This window comes from Ahrensia sp. R2A130, assembly GCF_000179775.1.
Lineage (GTDB): Bacteria > Pseudomonadota > Alphaproteobacteria > Rhizobiales > Rhizobiaceae > Pseudahrensia.
In genome coordinates this window covers 241,227-263,044 of record NZ_AEEB01000017.1, presented here as the reverse complement: position 1 = coordinate 263,044, position 21,818 = coordinate 241,227, and the positions used below count along the sequence as shown (strand labels likewise).

Genomic DNA, 21,818 nt, shown 5'->3' with positions numbered 1-21,818 from the left:
GAAGGTGGTTTGGCCGTTCAATTTTATTAGTGAGCAGCGGTGTCACCACGGTTGAGGCGGGTGCCAGGTTCGTCGCGCCAGTCTGCAACCGATTCCATAAAATAGCTGACAAACTGAATGAGCATGGTGAGCGCGAACACGCCAAGGAAGGCCGCCATCATATATTTGACGTAAAGGCCAAAGCCGGACTGCGAGACTTCGAAGTTGGCAACCGCGCCGTAGATGATGGCCGATGGACCACCGAGGCCGATAATCAGGATCGTCCAACACAGACCCATGCCCAGCAGCACAGTTCCAAATGTGTTGACCCGCCCCTTCGAGCGATTGCGCATGCCTGCATAGAAGATATCGACGCGAACGTGACCTTCTTCGTATAGCGTGTAGGCGGAAGCAAACAGGAACAAAGCGGCGTACCAAAAGCGAACGAGATCACCCATGAAAGCCTGTTCGTATGAGAACACGAAACGTGTGATCACGATCATCAATTCCGCTGCGACAATCATCAATGTTAGCCAATGGAAGCCCAATGTCCTGGCGAAGAACGCGCAGACAACTCCCAAAATCATCAACGGCACATGAAGCCATGGACCGCGAAACTGGGAACGGCCCAAATCACGGCTAAGGTCTGAGCCAACAATACCTTCCAGCGCATTTTCGACGCGTAGCGCAGAGACGATAACGTCGCCGAGGCCAACGAATAAAACGATGAAAAAAGCAGCCCGGACAACGAAGAGATTGAACCTGTGAATACGCGCGGAATCAGCTCTTAGAGGCACCGTTTTATCGCGGGTCACAATCCAGCCCGCAAAAGCGACAGCGATCAGATAGGACGCAACTTCGATAGCGGATAACACGCCGCCGCCATCAAACAGGGCCAAGGCTCCGGGCCATCCGAAGCTGAGTTTCAATACAACATTTACGAACCACACGGTGAGCACGGTGAGCATCGCCCAGCCGAAAAACCGTGCACCCAGCGTTATGGCATCTCCGGGATGCTCTATGCCTGATCCGGTGTGGTGGACGGCGCGGCTATCGGGATTGCTCATTGGGGTGGGTGTCGCGGCGGCTGGCTCCAAATTCGAAGTCGACTCGTTCATGCTGACACTATCCCCGTCATGGCGCAGCTTTTGCAGAGCAGCTCCCCAGCCCCTGCATCGCCAACGCGAAATTTCGTCATATCACTTCACGGAGCAATTACGCTTTCCGTACGGGGACATGCTCCCGCTATCGTACCGGCGGTTTTGACCGGCAGTGAAGTGAAGGGCAGCATATGCCGCCCTTCACTCTCGTCACGTTAGCCTGCCGCGATTGCAGCAAGCCAAAAGGCTTACTCGATGCCAAGCACGTTGTTGCGCTTGATGGAGTAGGAGACGTCCGACTTGGCCATCCAGGAACCGAGTTCCATACGGGCAGCAGCGTGGGCATCAAGGATCTTCGCAGCAAGCGGCGAGTGATCGCGGGCTTCTTCGAAGACTTCCTGAGCAGCTTCACCGAACGATGCGTAAACATCGTCGTTGAATTCACGCAGCTGGACGCCGTTTTCGTTGATGAGTTTCGACAGATACTCACCGTTGTTGGCGTTGGTTTCAGCCATAGTGCGCGCGTTTTCTTCGTTCGCAACAGCCTGAATGATAGCCTGGTCGACTTTGTCGAGACCGTCCCACCAAGCCTTGTTCATGCCGAGTGCAAGCTGTGCGCCTGGCTCGTGCATGCCCGGGAAGTAGTAGTACTTCGCGGCTTCGTAGAACTTCATGAAATAGTCGTTGTAAGGACCAACCCACTCGGTGGCGTCAATGGCGCCGGATGTGAGATTTTCATAAATCTGACCACCGGGAAGGGAAACAGGCGAAGCGCCCAGTTTCGCCATGACGTCGCCGCCCTGGCCCGGGATACGCATTTTCAGACCTTTGAGGTCTTCAGCAGAGTTGATTTCTTTGTTGAACCAACCGCCCATCTGAACGCCGGTGTTACCAGCAGCGAATGCTTTGAGGCCGAATTCAGCGGAAAGCTCGTCCCAAAGTTCCTGGCCGCCACCGTATTTAATCCATGCGTCCATTTCCGTGTAGGTCAGACCGAAAGGAATAGCGGTGAATGGCGAGAAGCCAGCGTGCTTGCCTTTCCAGTAGTATTCAGCGGCCATGTAGCCCTGTGCGTTACCGGAAGCGACTTCGTCGAACGAGTCGAATGCGCCGACACGTTCGCCAGCAGCGAAATATTTGGTAGTGATGCGACCGTCGGTCAGCTCGGTGATACGAGCAGCGAGGCGCTGTGCCGGCAGACCAAGACCCGGGAAATCCCGTGGCCATGTGGAAACGATGACCATTTCCTTCAGGTTCTGCGACAGTGCAGGCGTGGCGAGGGTGGCGGCCGTACCGGCTGCACCGACCAGACCGGCCTTTTTGATAAATGAACGTCTATCCATATTGGTCTCCCATTGCGTCCGCAGGCTTTGGCCCACGATCCGTTGTTAGTACCGGGAGTTTCAGACAAGACGGTCATGACGGTTGGAAAATGTCCAACAGTCTGACCGCGACAAGTTGTGCCGCACCTCCCAGTGACATTCCTTACAGAACAAATGTCGGCATATCGCAAGGCCATCTGCGCCCTCTCAATCGATTGAGAGAAAAATTGAGACCGTTCGCGAATTGTTGAAATGGCGCAAACATGTCTTTCGCTTGAGCGTTTTGGCGGTCTAAGGTCGCAAAATGAAACGCCGCATCACGTTTGCGGCCCTGCAGGACGAAAATTCATGGCAAAACCACTCGTTTTGGTGACGACAGACTATAAACAGGTCGATCCATATATGTGGCACGCCGTGCCCTCGCCTTACATTGATGCCGTCGCCAACGTATCCGGCGCGTTGCCGCTGGCCCTGCCCAGCCTCGCCGACAGGTTGGATATCGATGATGCGCTGGACCGTGCCGACGGCGTGTTGGTCACCGGGTCACGCTCTAACGTGCATCCCAGCCATTACGGCGTGATACCGACGGAAGATCACGAACCTTTCGATCCCGCACGGGACGCAACCACCCTGCCCCTTATTCGTCGTGCCATCGAACGCGGTGTGCCGCTTCTTGCCATCTGCCGTGGCATTCAGGAATTGAACGTCGCTCTAGGCGGGTCGATCACTGCAGCTTTCCAGAAGAACCGCAATATCGAAGGCCATGGCTACCCTTGGGAAGGCACGATGGATGAACGGTTCGCACTGGCTCACAGCGTAAAGGTCGCTGCCGGTTCTTGCCTCGAGGGCATTCTACAAGGCGCACCGCCGCAAGTGAATTCACTTCATACGCAGGCGTTGGATGAACTCGGTCGCAACATAGTTGTTGAAGCCATGGCGGCAGATGGCACCATCGAAGCTGTCACCGTTGAAAGCGCACCGGGCTGGGTTGTCGGCGTGCAATGGCATCCAGAATATTGGGCCGCGACCGACACAGCTTCCAACAAAGTTCTAGCGGCTTTCGGCGATGCTTCCCGTGCCTACATGCATTCTAAAACTGGCGCTGCATCGGTGGCGGCGTGAGCGGCAATCACGACCATAGCCACGGGCATGATCACGGTGATGACGATCATTCGCATTTGAGCGAGATGGACGCCCGCGTTCGTGCGCTTGAAAGCCTGTTGGTTGAAAAAGGCTATCTCGACAGCGCGGCAGTGGACGAAATCATCGAGACCTATGAAACGCGGATCGGCCCGCGCAATGGCGCACATGTCGTGGCAAAGGCATGGCTGGAACCGGACTTCGCCGATTGGCTGAAGCGGGACGCTACCGCTGCCATTCATTCCCTCGGCTATATCTCCCGACAGGGCGAACACATGGTCGCCGTCTTCAACGATGATGAGACGCATCACATGGTCGTTTGCACATTGTGCTCATGCTACCCGTGGAGCGTGCTCGGCCTGCCACCGACTTGGTACAAGTCACCGCCCTACCGCTCCCGCGCTGTGATCGACCCGCGTGGTGTCCTGGCTGAATTTGGAACAGACTTGCTAGACAACGTCGGTGTCGAGGTTCACGACTCGACCGCAGAGACCCGCTATCTCGTCATCCCTGCCAGGCCCGATGGCACGGACGGATGGTCCGAAGAGCAATTGATGGCCTGCGTGTCCCGCGACTCCATGATCGGCACCACCTTGGCCGCAAAGCCGGTGGCTGCATGAACGGCGGGGCCGATCTTGGCGGCATGATGGGCTTTGGCCCTGTTGTCGACAGCGCTGAAGCATCTGCATTAGATCCCTTGTTTCATGCCGACTGGGAACCCCGTGTCCTGGGCATGATCGTGGCAATTGGTGCTGCTGGAAAATGGAACCTCGACCAATCCCGCTTCGCCCGCGAGAGCCTGCCGCCCGCCGACTACATGCGCTTTCCGTACTACCGCATCTGGCTGGAGGCTGCCCAAAAGCTGCTGCTGGAACGGCAGATGATAACGACAGACGAGCTGGAAGCGGGACGCATGATTTCGCAGCCACAACCCATCCGCAAACGACTTGCCCGCGAAGACGTTGCTGCTGCGTTACAAGCTGGTGGACCGGTTGATCGACCTGCGGATCGTAGTGCCGGTTTTGCCGTGGGCGACAACGTGCAAACCATCAACATTCACCCCGAAAGCCACACCCGTCTGCCCCGCTATGCACGTGGTAAGGCTGGCGTTGTTACCGCCATTTTAGGCTTTCATGTCTTTCCCGACAGCAACGCCTTGGGTGCACACGGCAAGGGCGAAGACCCGCAATGGCTCTACCAAATTCGCTTTTCAGCGCGGGAGCTTTGGGGCGACGACTGCAACCCGCGCGATAGCGTAACACTAGACCTGTGGGAGCCTTATCTTGAGCGCGGCTGATATTGCAGCGCTCGACGGGATCGAACTGCATGATGGCGAGCCGGTTTTCCGTGAACCATGGGAAGCGCAGGCTTTTGCTATGGTCGTGGCGCTGCACCAACGCGATGTCTTTACTTGGGATGAGTGGGCAGCAGCACTTTCTGCGCAAATTCATTCGGGAACTGATCTTCCTTACTACCGCCACTGGTGCGCTGCGCTTGAAACGTTGCTGGACACCAAGCGCATAGCCGACCGCGATGCAGTTCAAACGCGGGAAAAGGCTTGGCACGAGGCCGCAGCTCGCACGCCCCACGGCGAAGCCATCGTCCTCGACCCGCAATAATTGTCCCAACTGAATTAGAGACCGTCCATGACCAAACCAGACCTCATCGTCGGCTTCATCGGGCTGGGAAATGTCGGTGGCAAACTCGCCGGTTCATTGCTTCGAAATGGCTTCACCACATGGGTTCGCGATCTTGACCGTGAAGCTGCAGAACCGTTTATCGCACAAGGTGCACAGTTTGCGGAAAGCCCGGCACAGATGGCGCGGGAATGCGATGTCACCATAACATGCCTACCCTCGCCAGCCGCCTGCGCTGCAGTTGTGGAGGGCGAAGGTGGTTTGCTGGAAGGTTTGAGCGACGGTAAAATCTGGGCCGAAATGTCCACCACCGACGAAAGCGAAGTCGCGCGGCTTGCGAAGCTGGTCGAGGCAACCGGCGCGTCCGCTATCGAGTGCCCCGTCTCCGGCGGTTGCCACCGCGCTGCCACCGGTAACATTTCGATTTTCGCCGGCTGCGACCGCGATGTTTTCGACCGCATGTTGCCGTTGCTGACAACGTTAGGCCGTCGCGTTTTGCACACCGGCCCAATCGGCACCGCGTCCAAATTAAAAGTGATGACAAACTATCTGGCGACCGTGAATCTGATCTCGATTTGTGAAGCCATGACGACGATGCAGGCTGCCGGTTTGGACCTTGCCACCACCTACGAGGCGATCACGATTTCCTCCGGCACCAGCTTCGTGGCGGAGACGGAAGGACAGATCATTCTCAACGGATCGCGCGATATTTCCTTCACCATGGACCTTGTTTCCAAAGATATCGGGCTATTTCAGAAAATAGCCGAAGATAATGGCGTGCCGCTGGAGCTTTCCCCCGCAATCGTGGACATTTTCAAGGACGGCGAAGCCCGTTACGGCCCTCGCGAATTGTCTCCAAACATCATCCGTCGTTTGGAGGACGCGACCGGTCAGAGTGTTCTGGCCGATGGCTTTCCGGCAGAAATGACCGACGATGAACCGGAAGAAACAGGCTACGAAGTGGTGCCGCGCAACCGGCGCTAAACCAGCGCTTCGGCAATCCGCACCAAACGTCGATCACTGCCGCGCGGGCCAATGATGCTGACGCCGAGAGGCGCGCCATGCACCGTCGCCAGCGGCAAGGTGATTTGCGGCAGACCCGAATTACCCGACAAGCACAGCAATCGCAGCGCGCGCTCACGGAAGGCCTGAAGGGTTTCCTCCGATTCATTCTTTAGCGGCGCGCAGCTCGGCATGGTGGGCATGACGAGAAGGCCGTCTGACCCTATCAGTTCTTCGAGCGCCAGGCGGCATTCCAGACGCTTGGGAACCTGTTTCTCGAAATCGGCCTTCGTGATAGATGCTCCGAACTCGAAGCGTTCTTTCACGCCGGGGCCGAGTTGCGGCTTGTTCTTCTCGATCCACGGACCAAGCGATTGCCACGCTTCATAAGCCTGACATACGCGGAAAGCCCAATAGGCTTCTTCCAGATCGAAAGGCAACGGCTCGAAATGGCGTTCGTCATCGAAGTGCTTTTCGATAATTTCTGCGCCTTTGGCATAGGCTAGATAGTCATCATCACCGAGCAGCTGGGCGTCGAGTTCCGGCACGGCGATAAGACGGCGCAATTTGGTGTCGTCCGCATCCTCACCCAACACCACATCCGCGACCTTGCCGAACGTTTCACCATCCTTCGTGAACCAACCGAAGCAATCGTAGCTGTCAGCCAACGGCATGGTGCGATCTAGCGACAAGCGTCCATAGGTGGGGCGTAGGCCGATGAGGCCGCAATAGCTGGCCGGTCCACGCACAGAACCGCCGGTGTCGGATCCTGTTGCAACTTCGACAACGCCTGCAGAAACCAGCGATGCGGAGCCGGAGGACGAACCGCCCGTTACCCGATCAGGAGCAGCAGCGTTAACAGGTGCGCCATAGTGCTTGTTGATACCGGTGAGCGAAAAACACAGTTCTTCGCATTGGCTTTTGCCTGCAACCTCGATGCCAGCGTCCAACATCTGCTGGATCACAGATTGAGTTTCAGTGTCGACTTCCGCTTCGACCAGCCGCGTCGGCGACCCCCAGCCGTTGGGGTAACCGGCCACCTGATAGATATCCTTCACCGCCAGTTTCAAACCAGCGAGCGGGCCGGTTTCAGCGTGTGGAACCTTTGCGTGTTCGTAGTTACACCATGCGTTCAATTCAGGGTTTTTCATGCGGGTCGTAGCCAGTTCAAATCGCGATAAGGCCAGCTTCCCCGTTGGCCGTACCGAAGGCAAGGCGGTCGCCCTTTTCATCCCAGTTCAATGACGTGATTTCGCCATTACCAGAGCGGCGAAGGAGAGCTTCGTGTGCGTCTTCCACCCTGACTGCAGCGACCATGCCATCGTTATAACCAACGGCAACGACATCCTCGACCGGGTGAAACGCCACCTGCATCACGAGGGCATCGCCCCGCGTCCCAAGCTCTTTCGGTGCTTTCCCCTGCGGGCCGGTCTTGCCTGCAAAAGGCCAGCAGATGGCAGCTTGAGCGCCGGACGATGCAAGCCAGGTGCCCTTTTTCGACCAAGACATGCTTTTGGGTTTGGCGGGGTAACCGCTCATCCGCATATGGCCGCCATCTTCCGGTTTGGAACCAGCTTTCAACTGGTCCAAGCGCCAGCCGTGCAACGCGTTTTCAGCCATGGTGGTTACTATGTATTTCCCGTCCGGCGAGAAAGAAACTCCGGTGTGAGCGCCATCCCAATGCAGTTCTGAAACATCCCCACCGGCGCCCCAATGGAGCGAAACGCCGTTATAACGTGCGGCTGCAATGCGAACGCCTTTGGGCGCGAACGCAAGGCCTTCTACAGCACGTTCGTGGTCGATACGCTTTACCGACCCTTCGTCTGCAATCCACACCGAACGCCCCGCAGCAAACGCACATGCGCCGCGTGGGCCTGCTGCAATCGTGTCGATCCACTTGCCGGTTTCCTCGGCGATCAACTCCACGCCTTGCTGGGTGACGCGGGCAACCCGACCATCTTCACCGCCGGTCAAAAGTGATTTTCCGTCCAAGGCAGACGTAGCGCAGAGCAACCCGTCGTGGGCCTGCATAGGTTCATTTTTAGCGACCGGGAAATGCACGGTTCCATCGGCTACAGCATAGCAGGCTTCACCATCGACGAAGCCTGCCCATACGACTGGCTCGTCGAAATCATACGGCGCAACAGTCGACATCAGGCGGCTACCGGCTGCTTCACTTCGCAGGCGCGGAACGAGCGTTCAATCTTCTCGCGGTCGAGATTACGACCGATGAACACCATGCGGGATTCGCGCGGTTCATCATCACGCCACGGGCGCTGGTGGTCGCCCTCGACAATCATGTGCACGCCCTGAACCACGTAGCGGTCAGCATCATCAGCGAAAGCAACGATGCCCTTGAGGCGTAGAATATCGGCACCATCCACCTGCGTAAGTTTGTTGATCCAAGGGAAGAACAGCGTGTGGTTCAGTTCTCCGCCGCGAAGAGAAATCGAGGTGACGCTGGTGTCGTGGGTGCTGCCATCAAGCTTTGCGTGATCATGATTATGGCCATGATCGTGACCATGGTGATCGCAGGCAGGGCTGCATTCATGGTCGGCATGGTCGTGATCATTTGCATGCAGAAAGTGAGGATCATTTTCCAGGATGCGGTCGAGATCGAATGCGCCGCGATCCAACACAACATCCAGCGCAACTTCCGAACGTTCAGCCGTGTGGATGACCGCATGCGGATTGATGGACCGGACGGTCGCGCGCAGTTTTTCGATCTCCGCTTCGTCCACGAGATCGGTTTTGTTCAGCACCACCACATCGGCGAAAGCCACCTGATCTTCGGCCTCCGGTGCGTCTTTCAGCGTCTGGGGGAAATGGCGGGAATCGACCAGCGCAACAACCGCATCGAGACGCGCTTTGGCCCTCACGTCTTCGTCCATAAAGAATGTTTGAGCGACCGGTGCAGGGTCCGCGAGGCCTGTGGTTTCCACGATGATGCCGTCGAAGCGACCCTTACGGCGCAACAAGTTTTGCACCACGCGCACAAGGTCGCCACGCACGGTGCAACACACGCAGCCGTTGTTCATCTCGTAGATTTCCTCGTCGGACTCCACGATCAGATCATTGTCGATACCGATTTCACCGAACTCATTGACGATAACCGCGAATTTCTTGCCGTGGTCGGCAGACAGAATTCGGTTGAGGAGAGTCGTCTTGCCCGCGCCGAGGTAGCCGGTGAGAACGGTGACAGGGGTGAGGTCAGGTGCGGACATGATAGCGGTTCCTTCGGTCGGCTTGGGCGGTCGTCTCAGGATATGGCGTTGGATGGGTGCGACCGCAACGGGTGGGCGCTCAATCCTTCAACAAAGACAGGTCGAAGTCAGCGACTTCGTGCAGCAAAGCCAGCAATCCATCGGATGCGATATCCAGAAGTTTCTCGCCTGTTTCTGCTGTCGCCGCAGCAGAATTGCCCGCAACGCCATCGGGGTTGAGATCGCCCATCATCCAGCCGAATGAATGCGGCCCGTAGGCGCGCAGGTGCGGACCTGTCAGGCGCGATTGAAGGTTGGGGAAATCGACGGCTTTCGACATATCCACAAGCTCTGGATGTAGCGCGAGCATGACCGCAGTTTCAATCTCGCCGCCATGAATGCCCAACGCTTCCTCGCTTTGGGAAACGATACCGTAACCGCGAGTAAACCGGTCCCATTTCGTCGAAACCGCAAGCACCGCATGGCGCGAGCGCAGTTCCTGACACACGATCTGCACCAGAGGCACGTTGCCGCCATGGGCGTTCATGAAGACGATGCGGTCGGAACCATCAGCGATAGCTTGCTCGCCGAGCCCGATCCATCGGATGATCGCTTCGCTCCACCCCAGCGTGCGGCTGCCCTCGAAGCGCATGTGTTCAGGCGAATATCCCACCGGTTCTGCGGGCATGACGTGCAGGTTCAAGTCCGCAGCTTTTGCCAACGTGCGTTGCATCACGCCGGATGCGATAAGGGCATCGGTTTCGAACGGGAGATGAGGTCCGTGCTGCTCGTGTGCGCCCAGCGGAATGATCGTGATTGCGGCGTTGCTCAAATGGTTTCCAGAAACGCTTTGGCCGCAGCGCCGTGCTCGTGGCGTAAGCGCACGATATCCATGTTGACCGGATTGGCGTCTTCCACTTTCCATTCGCCTGCGACCATGACGCGGTCGGCGGAATGGGCACCACAAAGCACCAGTGCCGCAAGCGGGTCGCCAGCGCCGGAAAAGCGCAACTCGTCCAGCGTGTAGAATGACAGGTCGGCCTGTTTGCCCACAGCAATCTTGCCGATGTCATCGCGGTTCAGGCATTTTGCCGAACCTTCTGTGGCCCAGCGGAACGCATCGAAATGGGTGATGGACTCAGCGTCGTAGGTAAGGCGGTTTATCATCAGCGCGTGGCGGACGCTTTCCATCAGATTGGAGTTGTCGTTGGACGCGGAGCCGTCCACGCCCAAGCCCACAGGCGAACCGGCAGCTTCCAACTCCTTCGTACGGCACTGCCCGGATGCCAGCGTCATGTTGGAAGTCGGGCAATGGCAAACGCCGACACCGTGCTTGCCCAAGCGCTGCACTTCATCATCATTGAAGTGGATGCCGTGGGCCAGCCAAACGCGGTCGTTCATCCAGCCCAGCTCATCGAGATAGTCGACAGGGCGGCAACCGAAATGCTCGAGGCAATAGTCGTTTTCATCCACCGTCTCACCCAGATGCGTGTGGCAAGTGCAGTCGTGCTTGTGGGCGAGTTCCATCGTCTCGGTCATGAGACGTTTGGTGACGGTGAACGGCGCGCAAGGGGCAAGGGCAACCTGCAACATCGAGCCATCGGAGCGGTCGTGATATTTGTTCAGCACCCGTTCGCAGTCGGCCAGAATCGTGTCATCGTCCTGCACGATAGAGTCCGGTGGCAGGCCGCCGTCTTTCTCGCTCAAGCTCATGGAGCCACGGGTAACAGTCATCCGCATACCGAGACGGGCGGCTTCCTCGACCTGAATGTCCATCGCGTTCTCCAGCCCGTCGGGGAAGAGATACTGGTGGTCGGACACTGTGGTGCAGCCACTCATGAGCAGCTCCGTCAGCGCCAGTCGCGTGGCGAGGCGAAACGCCTCCGGCTTCACGTTGCGCGCCCAAATCGGGTAGAGCGCCTTCAGCCACGGAAAGAGTTCCTTGTTGATGGCCGCCGGGTGGGCGCGGGTCAGCGTTTGGAAAAAATGGTGGTGAGTGTTGATGAGGCCCGGCAACACAACATGGCGAGACGCATCGAAAGTGCGATCCACCGGTGCAGACGGCTCCCGGCCTTGAGCCACCAGTTCGACAATGCGGCTTCCCTCCACCACGACGCCGCCCTCTGCGCCGCTTGCCAAAATTGACATGGGGTTTTTGATCCAAAGCCGCATCGATATCTTCCGCTGAATGTTTGCGATATTCGACCGTCAACTTATGGGGATGGACAGGAAAGATAAAGCAGATGCTTTGCCGTGGCGCGCCAAATGGTTACGGTGTTCGTAACGATGAAAAGCCGGCTGGACTTTCATGAAGGTAACCTTGACGACCATCGCTGATGATTTGGGAGTGTCCACCGCTACGGTGTCGCTCGCTCTACGTGATTCCCCGCTTGTTGCAGCCGCAACCACGGAGCGTATAAAAAGGCGCGCCAAAGAGATCGGCTATGTTTATGACCGGCGCGCAGCCAGCCTGCGAACGCAGCGGTCAGATATTGTCGGCGTATTGGTGCGTGACATCATCAATCCCTTTTTTGCAGAGATTCTTGGTTCCATCGAAGCGGAATTGAGCGAAAACAGGCAGACATTTTTGCTGTGCAATCACGGTGATGATATTGCGCTGCAGGAAGATTTCATCTCGACGCTCATGCAGTTCGGTGCCGATGGCGTGATCATGTCGCCTTCTGTCGGAACATCCGCAGAAGATATTCGCAAAATCGAAGAAAATGGCCTGCCCGTCACGCTGGTGGCGCGCACAGTCGAAGACGCAGGCGTTCCCGCATTTTTGGGCGACGATGTCACCGGCTTCGAGTTGGTAACGTCGCATCTGATCTCAAAAGGTCACCGTGACATCGCACTGATCGGCGGTACGCGTTTGACCTCCACAGGCCGGGCGCGTCGAGCAGGTTTTGCACAAGCATTTGAGAAAGCAGGCCTGCCGCTGCCACAGCGTGAAGATTTTGAAACACCCTACGACCGTCGTGCGGGCTACGAAGCGGTGACCAAGCTGTTGGCAAATGGCCCTGCTCCTGACGCCGTCGCTTGCTGTTCGGACACCGTAGCGCTGGGCGTGATGCACGGTTTGCGCGCTGCCGGTCTGGAACCGGGCCGCGATATCGCGGTCACAGGTTATGACAACATCACCGAAGCTGCCATCGCGTTCCCTCCGCTTACCACGGTGGACGACGGGCATGGCGAAATCGGGAAGCTGGCTGCGCGAGCCCTCTATTCCAAGATCAAAAAAGAAGAATGTTCCACCGAGGCGGTGTTGGTGAAACCCTCACTGATGGAACGCGCTTCGGTAAACGAACGAAGCTAACCGTCAGCCGATTTTACCGCCCAGCTCATCTTCCACATGAGCTGCGATCAAATCGTCGAATTTCGCTTCTGCCTTGAAACCAAGCGATTCCGCACGGCTGGCATCGAAACGTCGCGGCCAATTATCAACAATAGCTTTGATCGTCGCATCCGGCTTGCGCGTCACGCGGTTGGCGACTTCATCACCAGCATAGTTTCGCAGAGCATCGACCATCTCACCCGTAGTGATCGCAAGACCGGGCATGGAAAGGTTGCGGCGCGGGCCGACCTTTTCGCCATCGACCTCGGCAGCATGAACGCAGAAATGCACGGCAGAACGTGGGCTTGCCATCCAGTGCATCACATCATCATCGACCGGCAGGTTGGCTGCTTCACCAACAAGTGGTTCGCGGATGATGTTGGAGAAAAAGCCCGATGCAGCAGCATTGGGCTTACCGGGGCGAACGACGATGGTGGGTAGGCGAATACCAACGCCGTCCATGTGCCCCTTGCGGGTATAATCAGCTAGAAGGAGTTCGCCGATGGCCTTTTGTGTGCCGTATGAAGTGAGCGGTGTGAGATGGAAGTCGTCCGCAACGGTGTCTGGGAATGGAGCACCGAAGACGGCGATAGAAGACGCATAGACGACGCGCGGAACATATCCTTCACGGGAAACGATGGCATCGAACAGATTATTCGTACCGCCAAGATTGATGCTGTAGCCCTTCTCGAAATCGGCTTCGGCCTCGCCGGATACGATTGCGGCAAGGTGGAAGATGACGTGAGGCTTTGCATCGACCATCGCATCAACCGTCGAAGCGTCTGTGATGTTACCAGCCTGCACCGTCACGCGGGCGTCGTCGAACAAAGGTTCGACCACGTCGAACGCGTGAATGGCATCGACCGTTTCGCCGCGCAGCGTTCCGGTTTCCAGCAATTTTTCGATGAGCTTGCGGCCCACCATTCCGGCAGCGCCTAGGACGAGAATTTTCATGTGTTGATCCTTAAAGCGTCCAGCCGCCGTCGATGGGAATGGCGACACCGGTGGTGAAACCGGATTCATCGCCTGCAAGATATGTGGCCAGAGCAGCAATTTCATCAGCCTCGCCAACACGGCCCATAGGCTGGCGGGAGACGAACATTTCCATCGCTTTTTCTGTGCTGCCGACCTCTTTGCCTAATTCGGCTACGCGGTTTTCCCAAGACGGTGAACGCACCGTGCCGGGGCAAATGGCGTTGCAACGAACGCCCTTGCGAATGAAATCAACAGCCACCGATTTCGTCAGGCCAATAACAGCGGCTTTCGACGCGCCATAAACATAACGGTTCGGTGCGCCTTTCAACGAAGATGCGCCGGAGGCCATGTTGATGATGGAGCCAAGGTTACCGCCCTCAGCGCTTTCCAGCATCCCGGGCAGGAAAGCCGCAATTGTGCGATGCATGGACTTTACGTTGAGATCGAAAGAGAAATCGAAAGCGTCCTCATCACATTCCAACACCGAACCGTGGTGCACGAAGCCTGCGATATTGGCGAGGATCTGTACCGGACCGATTTCTGCCGCAGCGGCATTTACCGCTGCCGTGTCGCGCACGTTCAGCTCGTGCGCGGTGACATCACCCGTAAAGCCGGTGAGCAGGTCGACGTTGAGATCAGTGGCAACGACCTTCGCGCCTTCATTGGCGTACATTTGCGCGATGGCACGACCTATGCCTTGCCCGGCTGCTGTTACCAATGCCGTCTTGCCATTCAAACGTCCGCTCATGATGCGCTCCTGATGTCTTCCAGTGTTTTGATCTGACGACCACCGCTATCGAAATTATCAGGCGACAGCCATGCCTCAAAGACTGCTTTTACGATCGGCCATTCATGGTCCACCATGGCGTACCACGCCGTGTCACGATTGCCACGGGGCGTGACCAGTAACTGTCGAAATGTGCCTTCAAATGTGAAGCCGAGGCGCTTTGCTGCGCGGTGAGAACTTTGGTTGGCGGCGTTCAACTTCCACTCGTAGCGGCGATAGCCGAGATCATCGAACACGCGTTTCGCCATCAGGTAATGGGCTTCTGTTGCAGCAGCTGTGCCCGCCATAGCGGCGCCATGACCGACGCAACCAACTTCGGTGACGCCGTTTCTAGGATCTGATCGCATGTAACTCGCCATACCAACAGCACGGTCGCTACCGGATAGGCAGAATGTGCATGGTGACCACGCGCCAGCGAAAACAGCATCATGAAACTGGTGTCCGAACGCATCCGCATCGGCAAGGAGCGGCCAACCGAAGTAACGCAAGTGATGGTTGGCTGTGCCCTCACCTTCGCCGTCACCGCCGAACGCTTCCCACAAGTCTGCCGGATCATTGGTTCTGTCGAAGGGGCGAATGTGAACGGTGCGTCCGGCCATGCAGCCATTGTGCGGCGCAGGACGCGGCGTCCAGTCGGCGAGATCGGCTGTCAATTGAAGGGCGCCTCCCAGCTTGCCCAAGCCGCCATTGCGCGACATGAAGGGCGTATCGCCAACGTTGAACGTCAAGTTGTCCCCATGATCAAGACCATTGCCGGTTTCGACCGGATCGGTGAAGAAAATGCCTTCGCTGTGCTGGCTCGCGCCGCTGAACTTACCCCGCACTTTGAAGCCAAGGGTATGGATGTCATCAATCTGGGAATCGGTCAGCCCGACTTTCCAACACCGGAACACATTGTTGAAGCGGCGGTGAAAGCCCTGCGTGACGGGCACCACGGCTACACGCCCGCGACCGGCATTTTGCCACTTCGCGAAGCGGTGGCGCAGCGCACGTTGGACACAACAGGCGTCGAGGTTTCGCCGGAGCGCGTGTGCATCATGCCCGGCGGCAAGGTGACCATGTTTGCCGCGATTCTAATGATGGGCGAACCGGGTGCAGAGATTTGCTACCCTGACCCGGGCTTCCCGATCTACCGCTCGATGATCGAATTCACCGGCGCAACGCCGGTGCCGATTCCGGTGCGTGAAGAGAACGGTTTTGCGTTCTCAGGCGAAGAAGCACTTTCGCTGGTGAACGACAAAACACGTCTCATCATTTTGAATTCTCCCGCCAACCCCACCGGCGGCGTCACTCCGCGGGCAGAAATCGCAAAACTGGTGGCTGGACTAGAGGCCTTCCCGAACGCCGTTATTATGTCCGACGAGATCTACGACGTGATGACCTATAACGATGTGGAGCATGTCTCGCTGCTTCAGTTTCCGGAAATCCGCGACAGGTTAATCGTGTTGAACGGCTGGTCGAAAACGTGGGCCATGACAGGTTGGCGTATGGGGTGGTCGATCTGGCCAGATGCGCTTTTCGAAAACGTCCGCAAGCTTGCGGTGAACGCCTGGTCTTGCGTTAACGCACCATCACAATACGCCGGTATCGCCGCCATCGAAGGACCACAAGACGCGGTAACCGACATGATGACGGCTTTTGACCGTCGTCGGAAGCTCGTAGTCGAACGCGCCAACACGCTGCCAGGTGTAAGCTGCGCGACGCCCAAGGGAGCGTTTTACGCTTTCCCCAATATCAGCGGCACAGGCCGCAAAGCAAAAGAGCTGGCAAGCGAATTGCTGGAGCAACAGGGTGTGGCAACCATTGGTGGACCGGATTTCGGTATCTTGGGCGAAGGTTACATTCGCCTGTCCTACGCAAATTCCGAGGATAATATTTCGCGCGCATTGGATCGCATCGCGACCCATTTGGAGGGCTAATATCTAAAAATCGCGGTTGGCACTTTCCAAAGCATCGACAACGGCAGGCGGGTTAGAGGCGCGGAAATCGCCCCACAAATCGCTCATCCGCGCGATCCAACGGTTACGCTGTCCATCGGTGAGAATGCGAACATCGAGCCCTGCCGCCAAAGCTATGTTACGGGCGTTGCGATCCGCATTTGCGATGCGAAAGCTGGCCTGTTGCACAGCTTCTTTGAACAGCGCTGATAGTTCCTTGCGCAGCTCATCGCTCTGGCCTTCCCACCACTTGTTAGACACGAGAAGGGCATAGCCACCTGCGAGGTGGTGGCTTTCCAAAGCGTGGGTGATCATCTTGGCATCGGCCAGCTTCTGCAATTCGCTCCAAGACGCTTCGACAATATCAACGCGACCGGCCTTCAGGTCTTCGACAATACCTGCATCGCTGGGCGCTTGTGGCACAGCATCAAGCGGCCTGAGGCGAGGTCGGGACAGATTGCCCGCTTCTGGGGTGCGGACTTTCGCACCCGCCATGTCAGACGGCTCAAACAGTGGTTTGCGCGCACCGAAATGCACGGATGGTTGCACAAGATTGGCAAGCACAAATGCGCCGTTGCTCTTCAGCACTTCATTGAGCGCCGGATTGCTTGCAGTCTGAAACTTTGTCAGCGCACGCTCGTGACGAAAGGCAAACGGCAAGCGATAGGCCTGCGCCACCGTCACAAACCGACCAAGTTGCCCCAAATCGACAAGCACCATTTCTGCAGCACCTTCCTGCAGACCAGACATCGCGACGTCACTTGCAAAACTGTTGTCATCTTCCAACACGTCGAGGCAAAATCGACCTTGGAGATTGCGGTCAACCCGCTCTTTCACCGTTGCGCTACCGCGCTGCAAATCGGAACCAGCAATCAGTTTGGTTACCCCAAGCCGCAGCTTTTTTTCGCCATCAGCACAATTGGCAAATGCCGCGCCGATTGATGCGAAAAGGCAAAAGAGAGTGAGAGCACTTCGTCGCAACATATCCTGGTGAAACCTCAGCGAGCGAGTGCGGCAGCCTGCGACGCAAGCGCGGTGATTCCGGCCCAATCGCCTGCTTCGATTTTCGAGGTCGGCGCGACCCATGAACCACCCACACAACCAACATTGGCCGCTGCAAGATAGTCCGGTGCGTTGTCGGCGGTCAGTCCGCCGGTGGGGCAGAAGGTCAGCTTGGGCAAAACCGGCGCGATGGATTTCAGATAGCTTGGTCCACCGGCAGGGCCAGCGGGGAAGAATTTCGCGTAGCGGTAGCCTTCGGCCATAAGCGCCATGGCTTCGCTCACCGTTGCCACGCCCGGCAACAAAGGTGTTTGGGTTTTGCTGGCAGCGGTTAACAGGTCTTGCGTCGTGCCTGGCGACACCATAAATCCAACACCGATGTCCAATACGTCGGTCATCAGCTCAGGTGTGTTCACAGTGCCAACACCCACAACGATGCCCTTGGTGCGCTTAACGACAGCTTCGATGCATTCCAGAGCACGCTTTGTGCGGAGTGTGATCTCGACGATAGGGATTCCGCCCGCCGCCAACGCGTTAGCCGTTTCTACAGCCTGATCGGCATCATCAAATTGCACCACCGGTATAACCGGCGACAGGGCGATGATCTCTGCCAGCTTTTCATTTTTCGATTTCATAGGAACGTCCGCATCGGCGTTTTTGATTTATCGGGCGCACTCTTAGGTGATGGCGCGGGCCTTGGAAAGCAGATTGGCCAAACGCTGTGACGCACTGGTCCACCAACGGGGCACTTTGACCTTAGGTAATGCCTGCTTCACGACAGCAGCAATGGCAGTGGAACCGCCGAGCTTGGCCCATTCTGCGTGTCCCACCATGCCGGAAATCGCAAACCCATTATCGCGTTGGAAATTTCGCAATTCCTTATCCGTATCGAGACCAAAAATACCATCGCTTACGACCATGTATCCGGCGTTTTTCAACTGGTCCTGCAGCTGTTTTACGCGAGGGCCTCGGTCACCGAATTTAAGCACATCGCGTTCGGCTGTATCTGCGGTTGCCAGTTTACGCATCCAGCGGCGGTGCGCTGCGGCCATGCGTGTGTGGTAGCCGTGCTTTGCATAAGCCGGACCATTGTAGATGCGGGCGAAACGATGCCAATCGCAGGTTCGCAAAGCGTCTGAAATTTTTGCGCGCTCGATGTAGCGGACCATCAGTTCGACCTGCCCTGCAATACCGCTGCGGGCTTCCGCCACCAGCGCGTCCACAGAGCCGTAACCGAGCCACTGCCAATGCGAGCCCATCACTTGCCCCATACCCCAAGAGCACGATGAGAGCGCTGCCGTGCGGTCGATGGAGATTGCGCGGTCCAGCATGTCCCAGCGAGCCGATTGGGAACGCGGATTTTTGATGGCACCGGCCTTGCGATCCGCCAACCCTGCCAACCGCGCGGTTTCCAAAACATCGCCCTTCAAAAAGCGGTCGAAGTAGTGCCCTTCAAAGCGGATGAGCGGCTGAAAGCGGCCTCGCACTGTCGCCCCTGTGCGTCCTCCTGATTCAACTTCAACCACCGCCAAAAGAGCGGCGGGATGACAATTCAAGCGTTCTGCGATTTCAGAAATTGCGATGATGGTGGCGTCGTCGAACATGGGCGGCCTCAAGGATATAGTGCGGTGGCGGCCATGATGAGGGCTGGAACGAGAGCGGGGACAAGATTTTCATCTTGCCCCCGCCCAGCGTTCAATTTTGCATTCCCGACTATGTCGGCTCGATCACTCCATGGTGGGGATCGAGAATTCCGCACCTTCCTTGATGCCGGAAGGCCAGCGCGACGTGATGGTTTTCGTGCGCGTATAGAATTTGAAGGCGTCCGGGCCGTGCTGGTTCAAATCACCGAACCCTGAGCGTTTCCAGCCACCGAATGTGTAATAGGCCAGCGGCACCGGAATCGGCACATTGATGCCCACCATCCCGATATTGACGCGGCTGGCGAAGTCACGCGCTGCATCGCCATCGCGGGTGAAGATTGCTACGCCGTTGCCGTATTCGTGGCTCATGGCGAGGTCGAGACCTTCTTCATAATCCTTGGCGCGGACGACTGAGAGCACGGGGCCGAATATCTCTTCCTTATAGATGGTCATATCTTTGGTGACGTTGTCGAACAGGCATGCGCCCATAAAGTAGCCGTCTTCGTAGCCCTGCATGGAGAAATCACGGCCATCGATAACAAGGTCTGCGCCCTCTTCGACGCCCTTGTCGATGTAGCCCTTCACGCGGGTGTAGGCTTCTTTCGTGACCAGCGGTCCGAAGTCGGCATCATCGCCTGCGGTGTAAGGCGCGATCTTCAGCGCTTCGACGCGGGGGGCTAGTTTTTCCATCAGACGGTTGGCGGTGTCTTCACCAACAGGAACGGCAACAGAAATCGCCATGCAGCGTTCGCCAGCAGCACCGTAGCCTGCACCGATCAGCGCATCGACGGTCTGGTCCATGTCGGCGTCTGGCATGATGATCATATGGTTTTTCGCGCCGCCGAAGCACTGAACACGCTTACCGTTGGCGCAACCACGGGTATAAACATATTCGGCAATCGGCGTTGAACCGACGAAACCGACAGCCATGATATCAGGATGATCGAGAATGCCATCCACCGCTTCCTTATCGCCGTGGACGACGTTGAGAATACCATCCGGCAGACCGGCTTCGCTCATCAATTCGGCCAACATCAACGGCACGGACGGGTCACGCTCGGACGGCTTCAAAATGAAGGCGTTACCGCACACGATGGCTGGGCAGAATTTCCACATCGGGATCATGGCCGGGAAATTGAATGGCGTGATGCCGGCTGCAACGCCGAGCGGCTGCTTGACCGAATGCATGTCGATGCCGGGGCCAGCACCTTCGGAAAATTCGCCCTTCAGCATTTGCGGTGCACCGATGCAGTATTCTGCAACTTCCAGACCACGGATCACGTCACCCTTGGCATCTGGGATCGTCTTGCCGTGTTCGCGGGACAGCGCTTCGGCCAGCTTATCCATATCGCGGTGCAGCAGGTCGACGAATTTCATCATGACGCGTGCGCGCTTTTGCGGGTTTGTAGCACCCCAGGCAGGCTGTGCCTGTTTGGCGTTTTCGATGGCAGCATTCAGCTCATCGGCAGAGGCCAACGGCACCTGTGCTTGCACTTCGCCGGTGGCCGGATTGAAAACGTCAGCGGAGCGACCGGACGTGCCTTCGACGCGCTTGCCGCCGATATAATGTGGAATGGTGTTCATGGCGCTACCGCCTCCCGAAAATGATCGTGGAAGCGGTGTAGCCGAAGGCAATCCCAGGCGAAAGCCTGTTGAATAAAAGCCGAAAGCCCGATCAGATCACGCGGACACGTGTACCATTGGGAACGCGGTTGTAGAGGTCGATGATGTCCTGATTCAAAAACCGGATGCAGCCGGATGACATGGACTTTCCGATGGAGTCCCACTCCGGTGTTCCGTGCAGGCGGTACAGCGTGTCGCGACCATCGGCGAACAGATAAAGTGCGCGCGCTCCCAGCGGGTTGTCGATTCCGCCTTCCTGACCACCGGCGAATTTTACCAGGTCAGGACGGCGCTGGATCATTTCTGCAGGTGGCGTCCAGCGCGGCCATTGCGCCTTGCGGGCGATGACAGCATCACCCTGCCATTCGAAACCCGCTTTGCCGACACCCACGCCGTATCGAACCGCCTCGTCATTGCTCAAGACATACCATGCGTGATGCTGATGGGGGCTGACGACGATGGTGCCAGGCGGCATGCCAGTCTTGTTCACGACGCGCTGGCGTCGGAAACGCGGGTCCATTTTATCGTGGGGCACGGCTGCCAGCAGATGCTCGCCGTCGCGTATTTCGCCGTACATTTTGCCAGCAGAACGAAGATTAGCATCGACGCCGATGGCAGGGCGTATCTGGTGTGCGCCGATGGAGCCGGTGGACATGCGATCAATGCCAGAAGTTGTCATCGTGTCAAAATTTGAGCTGTTGCACCCCGACACGAGAAGCCCCGCACCTGCAACTGCCAAAAACTCGCGTCGCCTGATCGCATTGTTCATTGTTGTAATCCACACTCTTGAGAGGGCAGGATGATCTCACATCATGGTCAATGAGTAGTTACGAAGGGGTAGCGTTAAAGGATATCGAAATCATCCAACTGCAAGCCTTGCGGGAAAAGCGCTTTGATTGCACCGTTGCATTGTACGACCAAACGTCTGCGACCCATCGGCACCGATATACCGGCCATACGTTCATGTGTCTTGGCAGTTGCTAGCACGACGCCAGACGGGGCGCACGTTGCTCCCTCATCAGCAGTGAGAACGAATTTCACGAATGGTATTCCAACGCCGCGCCACACTACCTGCCGTCCAACATCGTCAGAGGTAATTACCACAGGATTTCTATACCATTTGTTACGCACGTT

General features: G+C 57.2%; 23 protein-coding genes. 7 read left to right on the top strand and 16 right to left on the bottom strand.

Annotated features, from left to right (window positions below; translation table 11 throughout):
* Positions 1-26: 26 nt before the first annotated feature.
* Entirely contained in the window at positions 27-1,097 is a 1,071-nt protein-coding gene (locus R2A130_RS10480; RefSeq protein ID WP_211098042.1) for a TRAP transporter small permease subunit, read from the bottom strand.
* Positions 1,098-1,327: 230 nt separating this feature from the next.
* A complete protein-coding gene (locus tag R2A130_RS10475; protein ID WP_009758021.1) occupies positions 1,328-2,422 on the bottom strand; it encodes a TRAP transporter substrate-binding protein in 1,095 nt (364 codons plus the stop codon).
* A gap of 327 nt (positions 2,423-2,749) precedes the next feature.
* Here R2A130_RS10475 and R2A130_RS10470 point away from each other — a divergent pair, with 327 nt between their 5' ends.
* From R2A130_RS10470 to R2A130_RS10450, 5 genes are read left to right on the top strand one after another with little or no spacing between them, the layout of a single operon-like run.
* On the top strand, positions 2,750-3,523 hold the full coding sequence (locus tag R2A130_RS10470) for a gamma-glutamyl-gamma-aminobutyrate hydrolase family protein (RefSeq protein WP_040305626.1): 774 nt from the start codon (positions 2,750-2,752) through the stop codon (positions 3,521-3,523).
* A complete protein-coding gene (gene nthA, locus R2A130_RS10465; protein WP_009758019.1) occupies positions 3,520-4,161 on the top strand; it encodes a nitrile hydratase subunit alpha in 642 nt (213 codons plus the stop codon). Before R2A130_RS10470 ends, nthA begins: the two co-directional genes overlap by 4 nt.
* The gene (nthB, locus tag R2A130_RS10460; RefSeq protein ID WP_009758018.1) at positions 4,158-4,838 is read left to right on the top strand and encodes a nitrile hydratase subunit beta; all 681 of its coding nucleotides are present in this window, start codon (positions 4,158-4,160) and stop codon (positions 4,836-4,838) included. Before nthA ends, nthB begins: the two co-directional genes overlap by 4 nt.
* Entirely contained in the window at positions 4,825-5,160 is a 336-nt protein-coding gene (locus R2A130_RS10455; RefSeq protein WP_009758017.1) for a nitrile hydratase accessory protein, read from the top strand. The genes nthB and R2A130_RS10455 overlap by 14 nt, the downstream gene beginning before the upstream one ends.
* A gap of 27 nt (positions 5,161-5,187) precedes the next feature.
* Positions 5,188-6,162, top strand: a complete 975-nt coding sequence (locus R2A130_RS10450) for an NAD(P)-dependent oxidoreductase (protein ID WP_009758016.1) — start codon at positions 5,188-5,190, stop codon at positions 6,160-6,162.
* Here R2A130_RS10450 and R2A130_RS10445 read toward each other — a convergent pair.
* From R2A130_RS10445 to R2A130_RS10425, 5 genes are all read right to left on the bottom strand, one after another.
* The gene (locus R2A130_RS10445; RefSeq protein WP_009758015.1) at positions 6,159-7,331 is read right to left on the bottom strand and encodes an amidase; all 1,173 of its coding nucleotides are present in this window, start codon (positions 7,329-7,331) and stop codon (positions 6,159-6,161) included. The genes R2A130_RS10450 and R2A130_RS10445 overlap by 4 nt on opposite strands.
* A 16-nt stretch (positions 7,332-7,347) precedes the next feature.
* Complete coding sequence (locus tag R2A130_RS10440; RefSeq protein ID WP_009758014.1) at positions 7,348-8,334, bottom strand: WD40 repeat domain-containing protein; 987 nt, start codon at positions 8,332-8,334, stop codon at positions 7,348-7,350.
* A complete protein-coding gene (locus tag R2A130_RS10435; RefSeq protein ID WP_009758013.1) occupies positions 8,334-9,404 on the bottom strand; it encodes a GTP-binding protein in 1,071 nt (356 codons plus the stop codon). Before R2A130_RS10435 ends, R2A130_RS10440 begins: the two co-directional genes overlap by 1 nt.
* A 79-nt stretch (positions 9,405-9,483) precedes the next feature.
* Positions 9,484-10,215 carry a creatininase family protein gene (locus tag R2A130_RS10430; RefSeq protein ID WP_009758012.1) on the bottom strand — a complete coding sequence of 244 codons (732 nt, stop codon included), beginning with the start codon at positions 10,213-10,215 and terminating at the stop codon, positions 9,484-9,486.
* The gene (locus tag R2A130_RS10425; RefSeq protein ID WP_009758011.1) at positions 10,212-11,555 is read right to left on the bottom strand and encodes an 8-oxoguanine deaminase; all 1,344 of its coding nucleotides are present in this window, start codon (positions 11,553-11,555) and stop codon (positions 10,212-10,214) included. The genes R2A130_RS10430 and R2A130_RS10425 overlap by 4 nt, the downstream gene beginning before the upstream one ends.
* Before the next feature lie 136 nt (positions 11,556-11,691).
* On the opposite strand from R2A130_RS10425, the gene R2A130_RS10420 reads away from it, so the two are divergent.
* A complete protein-coding gene (locus R2A130_RS10420) occupies positions 11,692-12,699 on the top strand; it encodes a LacI family DNA-binding transcriptional regulator (protein ID WP_009758010.1) in 1,008 nt (335 codons plus the stop codon).
* Between the two features lie 3 nt (positions 12,700-12,702).
* On the opposite strand, the gene denD is transcribed toward R2A130_RS10420, so the two are convergent.
* From denD to R2A130_RS10405, 3 genes are read right to left on the bottom strand one after another with little or no spacing between them, the layout of a single operon-like run.
* Positions 12,703-13,671: a D-erythronate dehydrogenase gene (gene denD, locus R2A130_RS10415; protein ID WP_009758009.1), complete on the bottom strand. Its 969-nt coding sequence runs from the start codon at positions 13,669-13,671 to the stop codon at positions 12,703-12,705.
* A 10-nt stretch (positions 13,672-13,681) separates the two neighbouring features.
* Positions 13,682-14,440, bottom strand: coding sequence for an SDR family oxidoreductase (locus tag R2A130_RS10410; protein ID WP_009758008.1), 759 nt, complete (start codon positions 14,438-14,440; stop codon positions 13,682-13,684).
* Complete coding sequence (locus R2A130_RS10405) at positions 14,437-15,177, bottom strand: GNAT family N-acetyltransferase (protein WP_083804300.1); 741 nt, start codon at positions 15,175-15,177, stop codon at positions 14,437-14,439. The genes R2A130_RS10410 and R2A130_RS10405 overlap by 4 nt, the downstream gene beginning before the upstream one ends.
* 39 nt (positions 15,178-15,216) lie before the next feature.
* Here R2A130_RS10405 and R2A130_RS10400 point away from each other — a divergent pair, with 39 nt between their 5' ends.
* Entirely contained in the window at positions 15,217-16,398 is a 1,182-nt protein-coding gene (locus R2A130_RS10400) for a pyridoxal phosphate-dependent aminotransferase (protein ID WP_009758006.1), read from the top strand.
* Positions 16,399-16,401: 3 nt separating this feature from the next.
* On the opposite strand, the gene R2A130_RS10395 is transcribed toward R2A130_RS10400, so the two are convergent.
* The 6 genes from R2A130_RS10395 to R2A130_RS18490 form a co-directional block, all read right to left on the bottom strand.
* A complete protein-coding gene (locus tag R2A130_RS10395; protein WP_009758005.1) occupies positions 16,402-17,400 on the bottom strand; it encodes a TRAP transporter substrate-binding protein in 999 nt (332 codons plus the stop codon).
* 14 nt (positions 17,401-17,414) lie between these two features.
* Positions 17,415-18,053 (bottom strand): bifunctional 4-hydroxy-2-oxoglutarate aldolase/2-dehydro-3-deoxy-phosphogluconate aldolase, encoded by a 639-nt coding sequence (locus R2A130_RS10390; RefSeq protein ID WP_009758004.1) that lies wholly within the window; start codon positions 18,051-18,053, stop codon positions 17,415-17,417.
* Positions 18,054-18,095: 42 nt separating this feature from the next.
* Positions 18,096-19,022 (bottom strand): N-acetylmuramidase domain-containing protein, encoded by a 927-nt coding sequence (locus R2A130_RS18695; RefSeq protein WP_009758003.1) that lies wholly within the window; start codon positions 19,020-19,022, stop codon positions 18,096-18,098.
* Positions 19,023-19,145: 123 nt separating this feature from the next.
* Positions 19,146-20,645 carry a CoA-acylating methylmalonate-semialdehyde dehydrogenase gene (locus R2A130_RS10380; protein WP_009758002.1) on the bottom strand — a complete coding sequence of 500 codons (1,500 nt, stop codon included), beginning with the start codon at positions 20,643-20,645 and terminating at the stop codon, positions 19,146-19,148.
* A gap of 91 nt (positions 20,646-20,736) precedes the next feature.
* Positions 20,737-21,462, bottom strand: coding sequence for a L,D-transpeptidase (locus R2A130_RS10375; RefSeq protein WP_040305770.1), 726 nt, complete (start codon positions 21,460-21,462; stop codon positions 20,737-20,739).
* 65 nt (positions 21,463-21,527) lie between these two features.
* Positions 21,528-21,725 (bottom strand): hypothetical protein, encoded by a 198-nt coding sequence (locus R2A130_RS18490; protein WP_156798475.1) that lies wholly within the window; start codon positions 21,723-21,725, stop codon positions 21,528-21,530.
* Positions 21,726-21,818 lie beyond the last annotated feature (93 nt).

Bases quoted from the DNA above. Each gene is read 5' to 3' on its own strand.
- R2A130_RS10480 (WP_211098042.1), bottom strand. From the start codon at position 1,097: ATGAACGAGTCGACTTCGAATTTGGAGCCAGCCGCCGCGACACCCACC.
- R2A130_RS10475 (WP_009758021.1), bottom strand. From the start codon at position 2,422: ATGGATAGACGTTCATTTATCAAAAAGGCCGGTCTGGTCGGTGCAGCC.
- R2A130_RS10470 (WP_040305626.1), top strand. From the start codon at position 2,750: ATGGCAAAACCACTCGTTTTGGTGACGACAGACTATAAACAGGTCGAT.
- nthB (WP_009758018.1), top strand. From the start codon at position 4,158: ATGAACGGCGGGGCCGATCTTGGCGGCATGATGGGCTTTGGCCCTGTT.
- R2A130_RS10450 (WP_009758016.1), top strand. From the start codon at position 5,188: ATGACCAAACCAGACCTCATCGTCGGCTTCATCGGGCTGGGAAATGTC.
- R2A130_RS10445 (WP_009758015.1), bottom strand. From the start codon at position 7,331: ATGAAAAACCCTGAATTGAACGCATGGTGTAACTACGAACACGCAAAG.
- R2A130_RS10440 (WP_009758014.1), bottom strand. From the start codon at position 8,334: ATGTCGACTGTTGCGCCGTATGATTTCGACGAGCCAGTCGTATGGGCA.
- R2A130_RS10435 (WP_009758013.1), bottom strand. From the start codon at position 9,404: ATGTCCGCACCTGACCTCACCCCTGTCACCGTTCTCACCGGCTACCTC.
- R2A130_RS10425 (WP_009758011.1), bottom strand. From the start codon at position 11,555: ATGCGGCTTTGGATCAAAAACCCCATGTCAATTTTGGCAAGCGGCGCA.
- R2A130_RS10420 (WP_009758010.1), top strand. From the start codon at position 11,692: ATGAAGGTAACCTTGACGACCATCGCTGATGATTTGGGAGTGTCCACC.
- denD (WP_009758009.1), bottom strand. From the start codon at position 13,671: ATGAAAATTCTCGTCCTAGGCGCTGCCGGAATGGTGGGCCGCAAGCTC.
- R2A130_RS10410 (WP_009758008.1), bottom strand. From the start codon at position 14,440: ATGAGCGGACGTTTGAATGGCAAGACGGCATTGGTAACAGCAGCCGGG.
- R2A130_RS10405 (WP_083804300.1), bottom strand. From the start codon at position 15,177: ATGTCGCGCAATGGCGGCTTGGGCAAGCTGGGAGGCGCCCTTCAATTG.
- R2A130_RS10400 (WP_009758006.1), top strand. From the start codon at position 15,217: ATGATCAAGACCATTGCCGGTTTCGACCGGATCGGTGAAGAAAATGCC.
- R2A130_RS10395 (WP_009758005.1), bottom strand. From the start codon at position 17,400: ATGTTGCGACGAAGTGCTCTCACTCTCTTTTGCCTTTTCGCATCAATC.
- R2A130_RS10390 (WP_009758004.1), bottom strand. From the start codon at position 18,053: ATGAAATCGAAAAATGAAAAGCTGGCAGAGATCATCGCCCTGTCGCCG.
- R2A130_RS18695 (WP_009758003.1), bottom strand. From the start codon at position 19,022: ATGTTCGACGACGCCACCATCATCGCAATTTCTGAAATCGCAGAACGC.
- R2A130_RS10380 (WP_009758002.1), bottom strand. From the start codon at position 20,645: ATGAACACCATTCCACATTATATCGGCGGCAAGCGCGTCGAAGGCACG.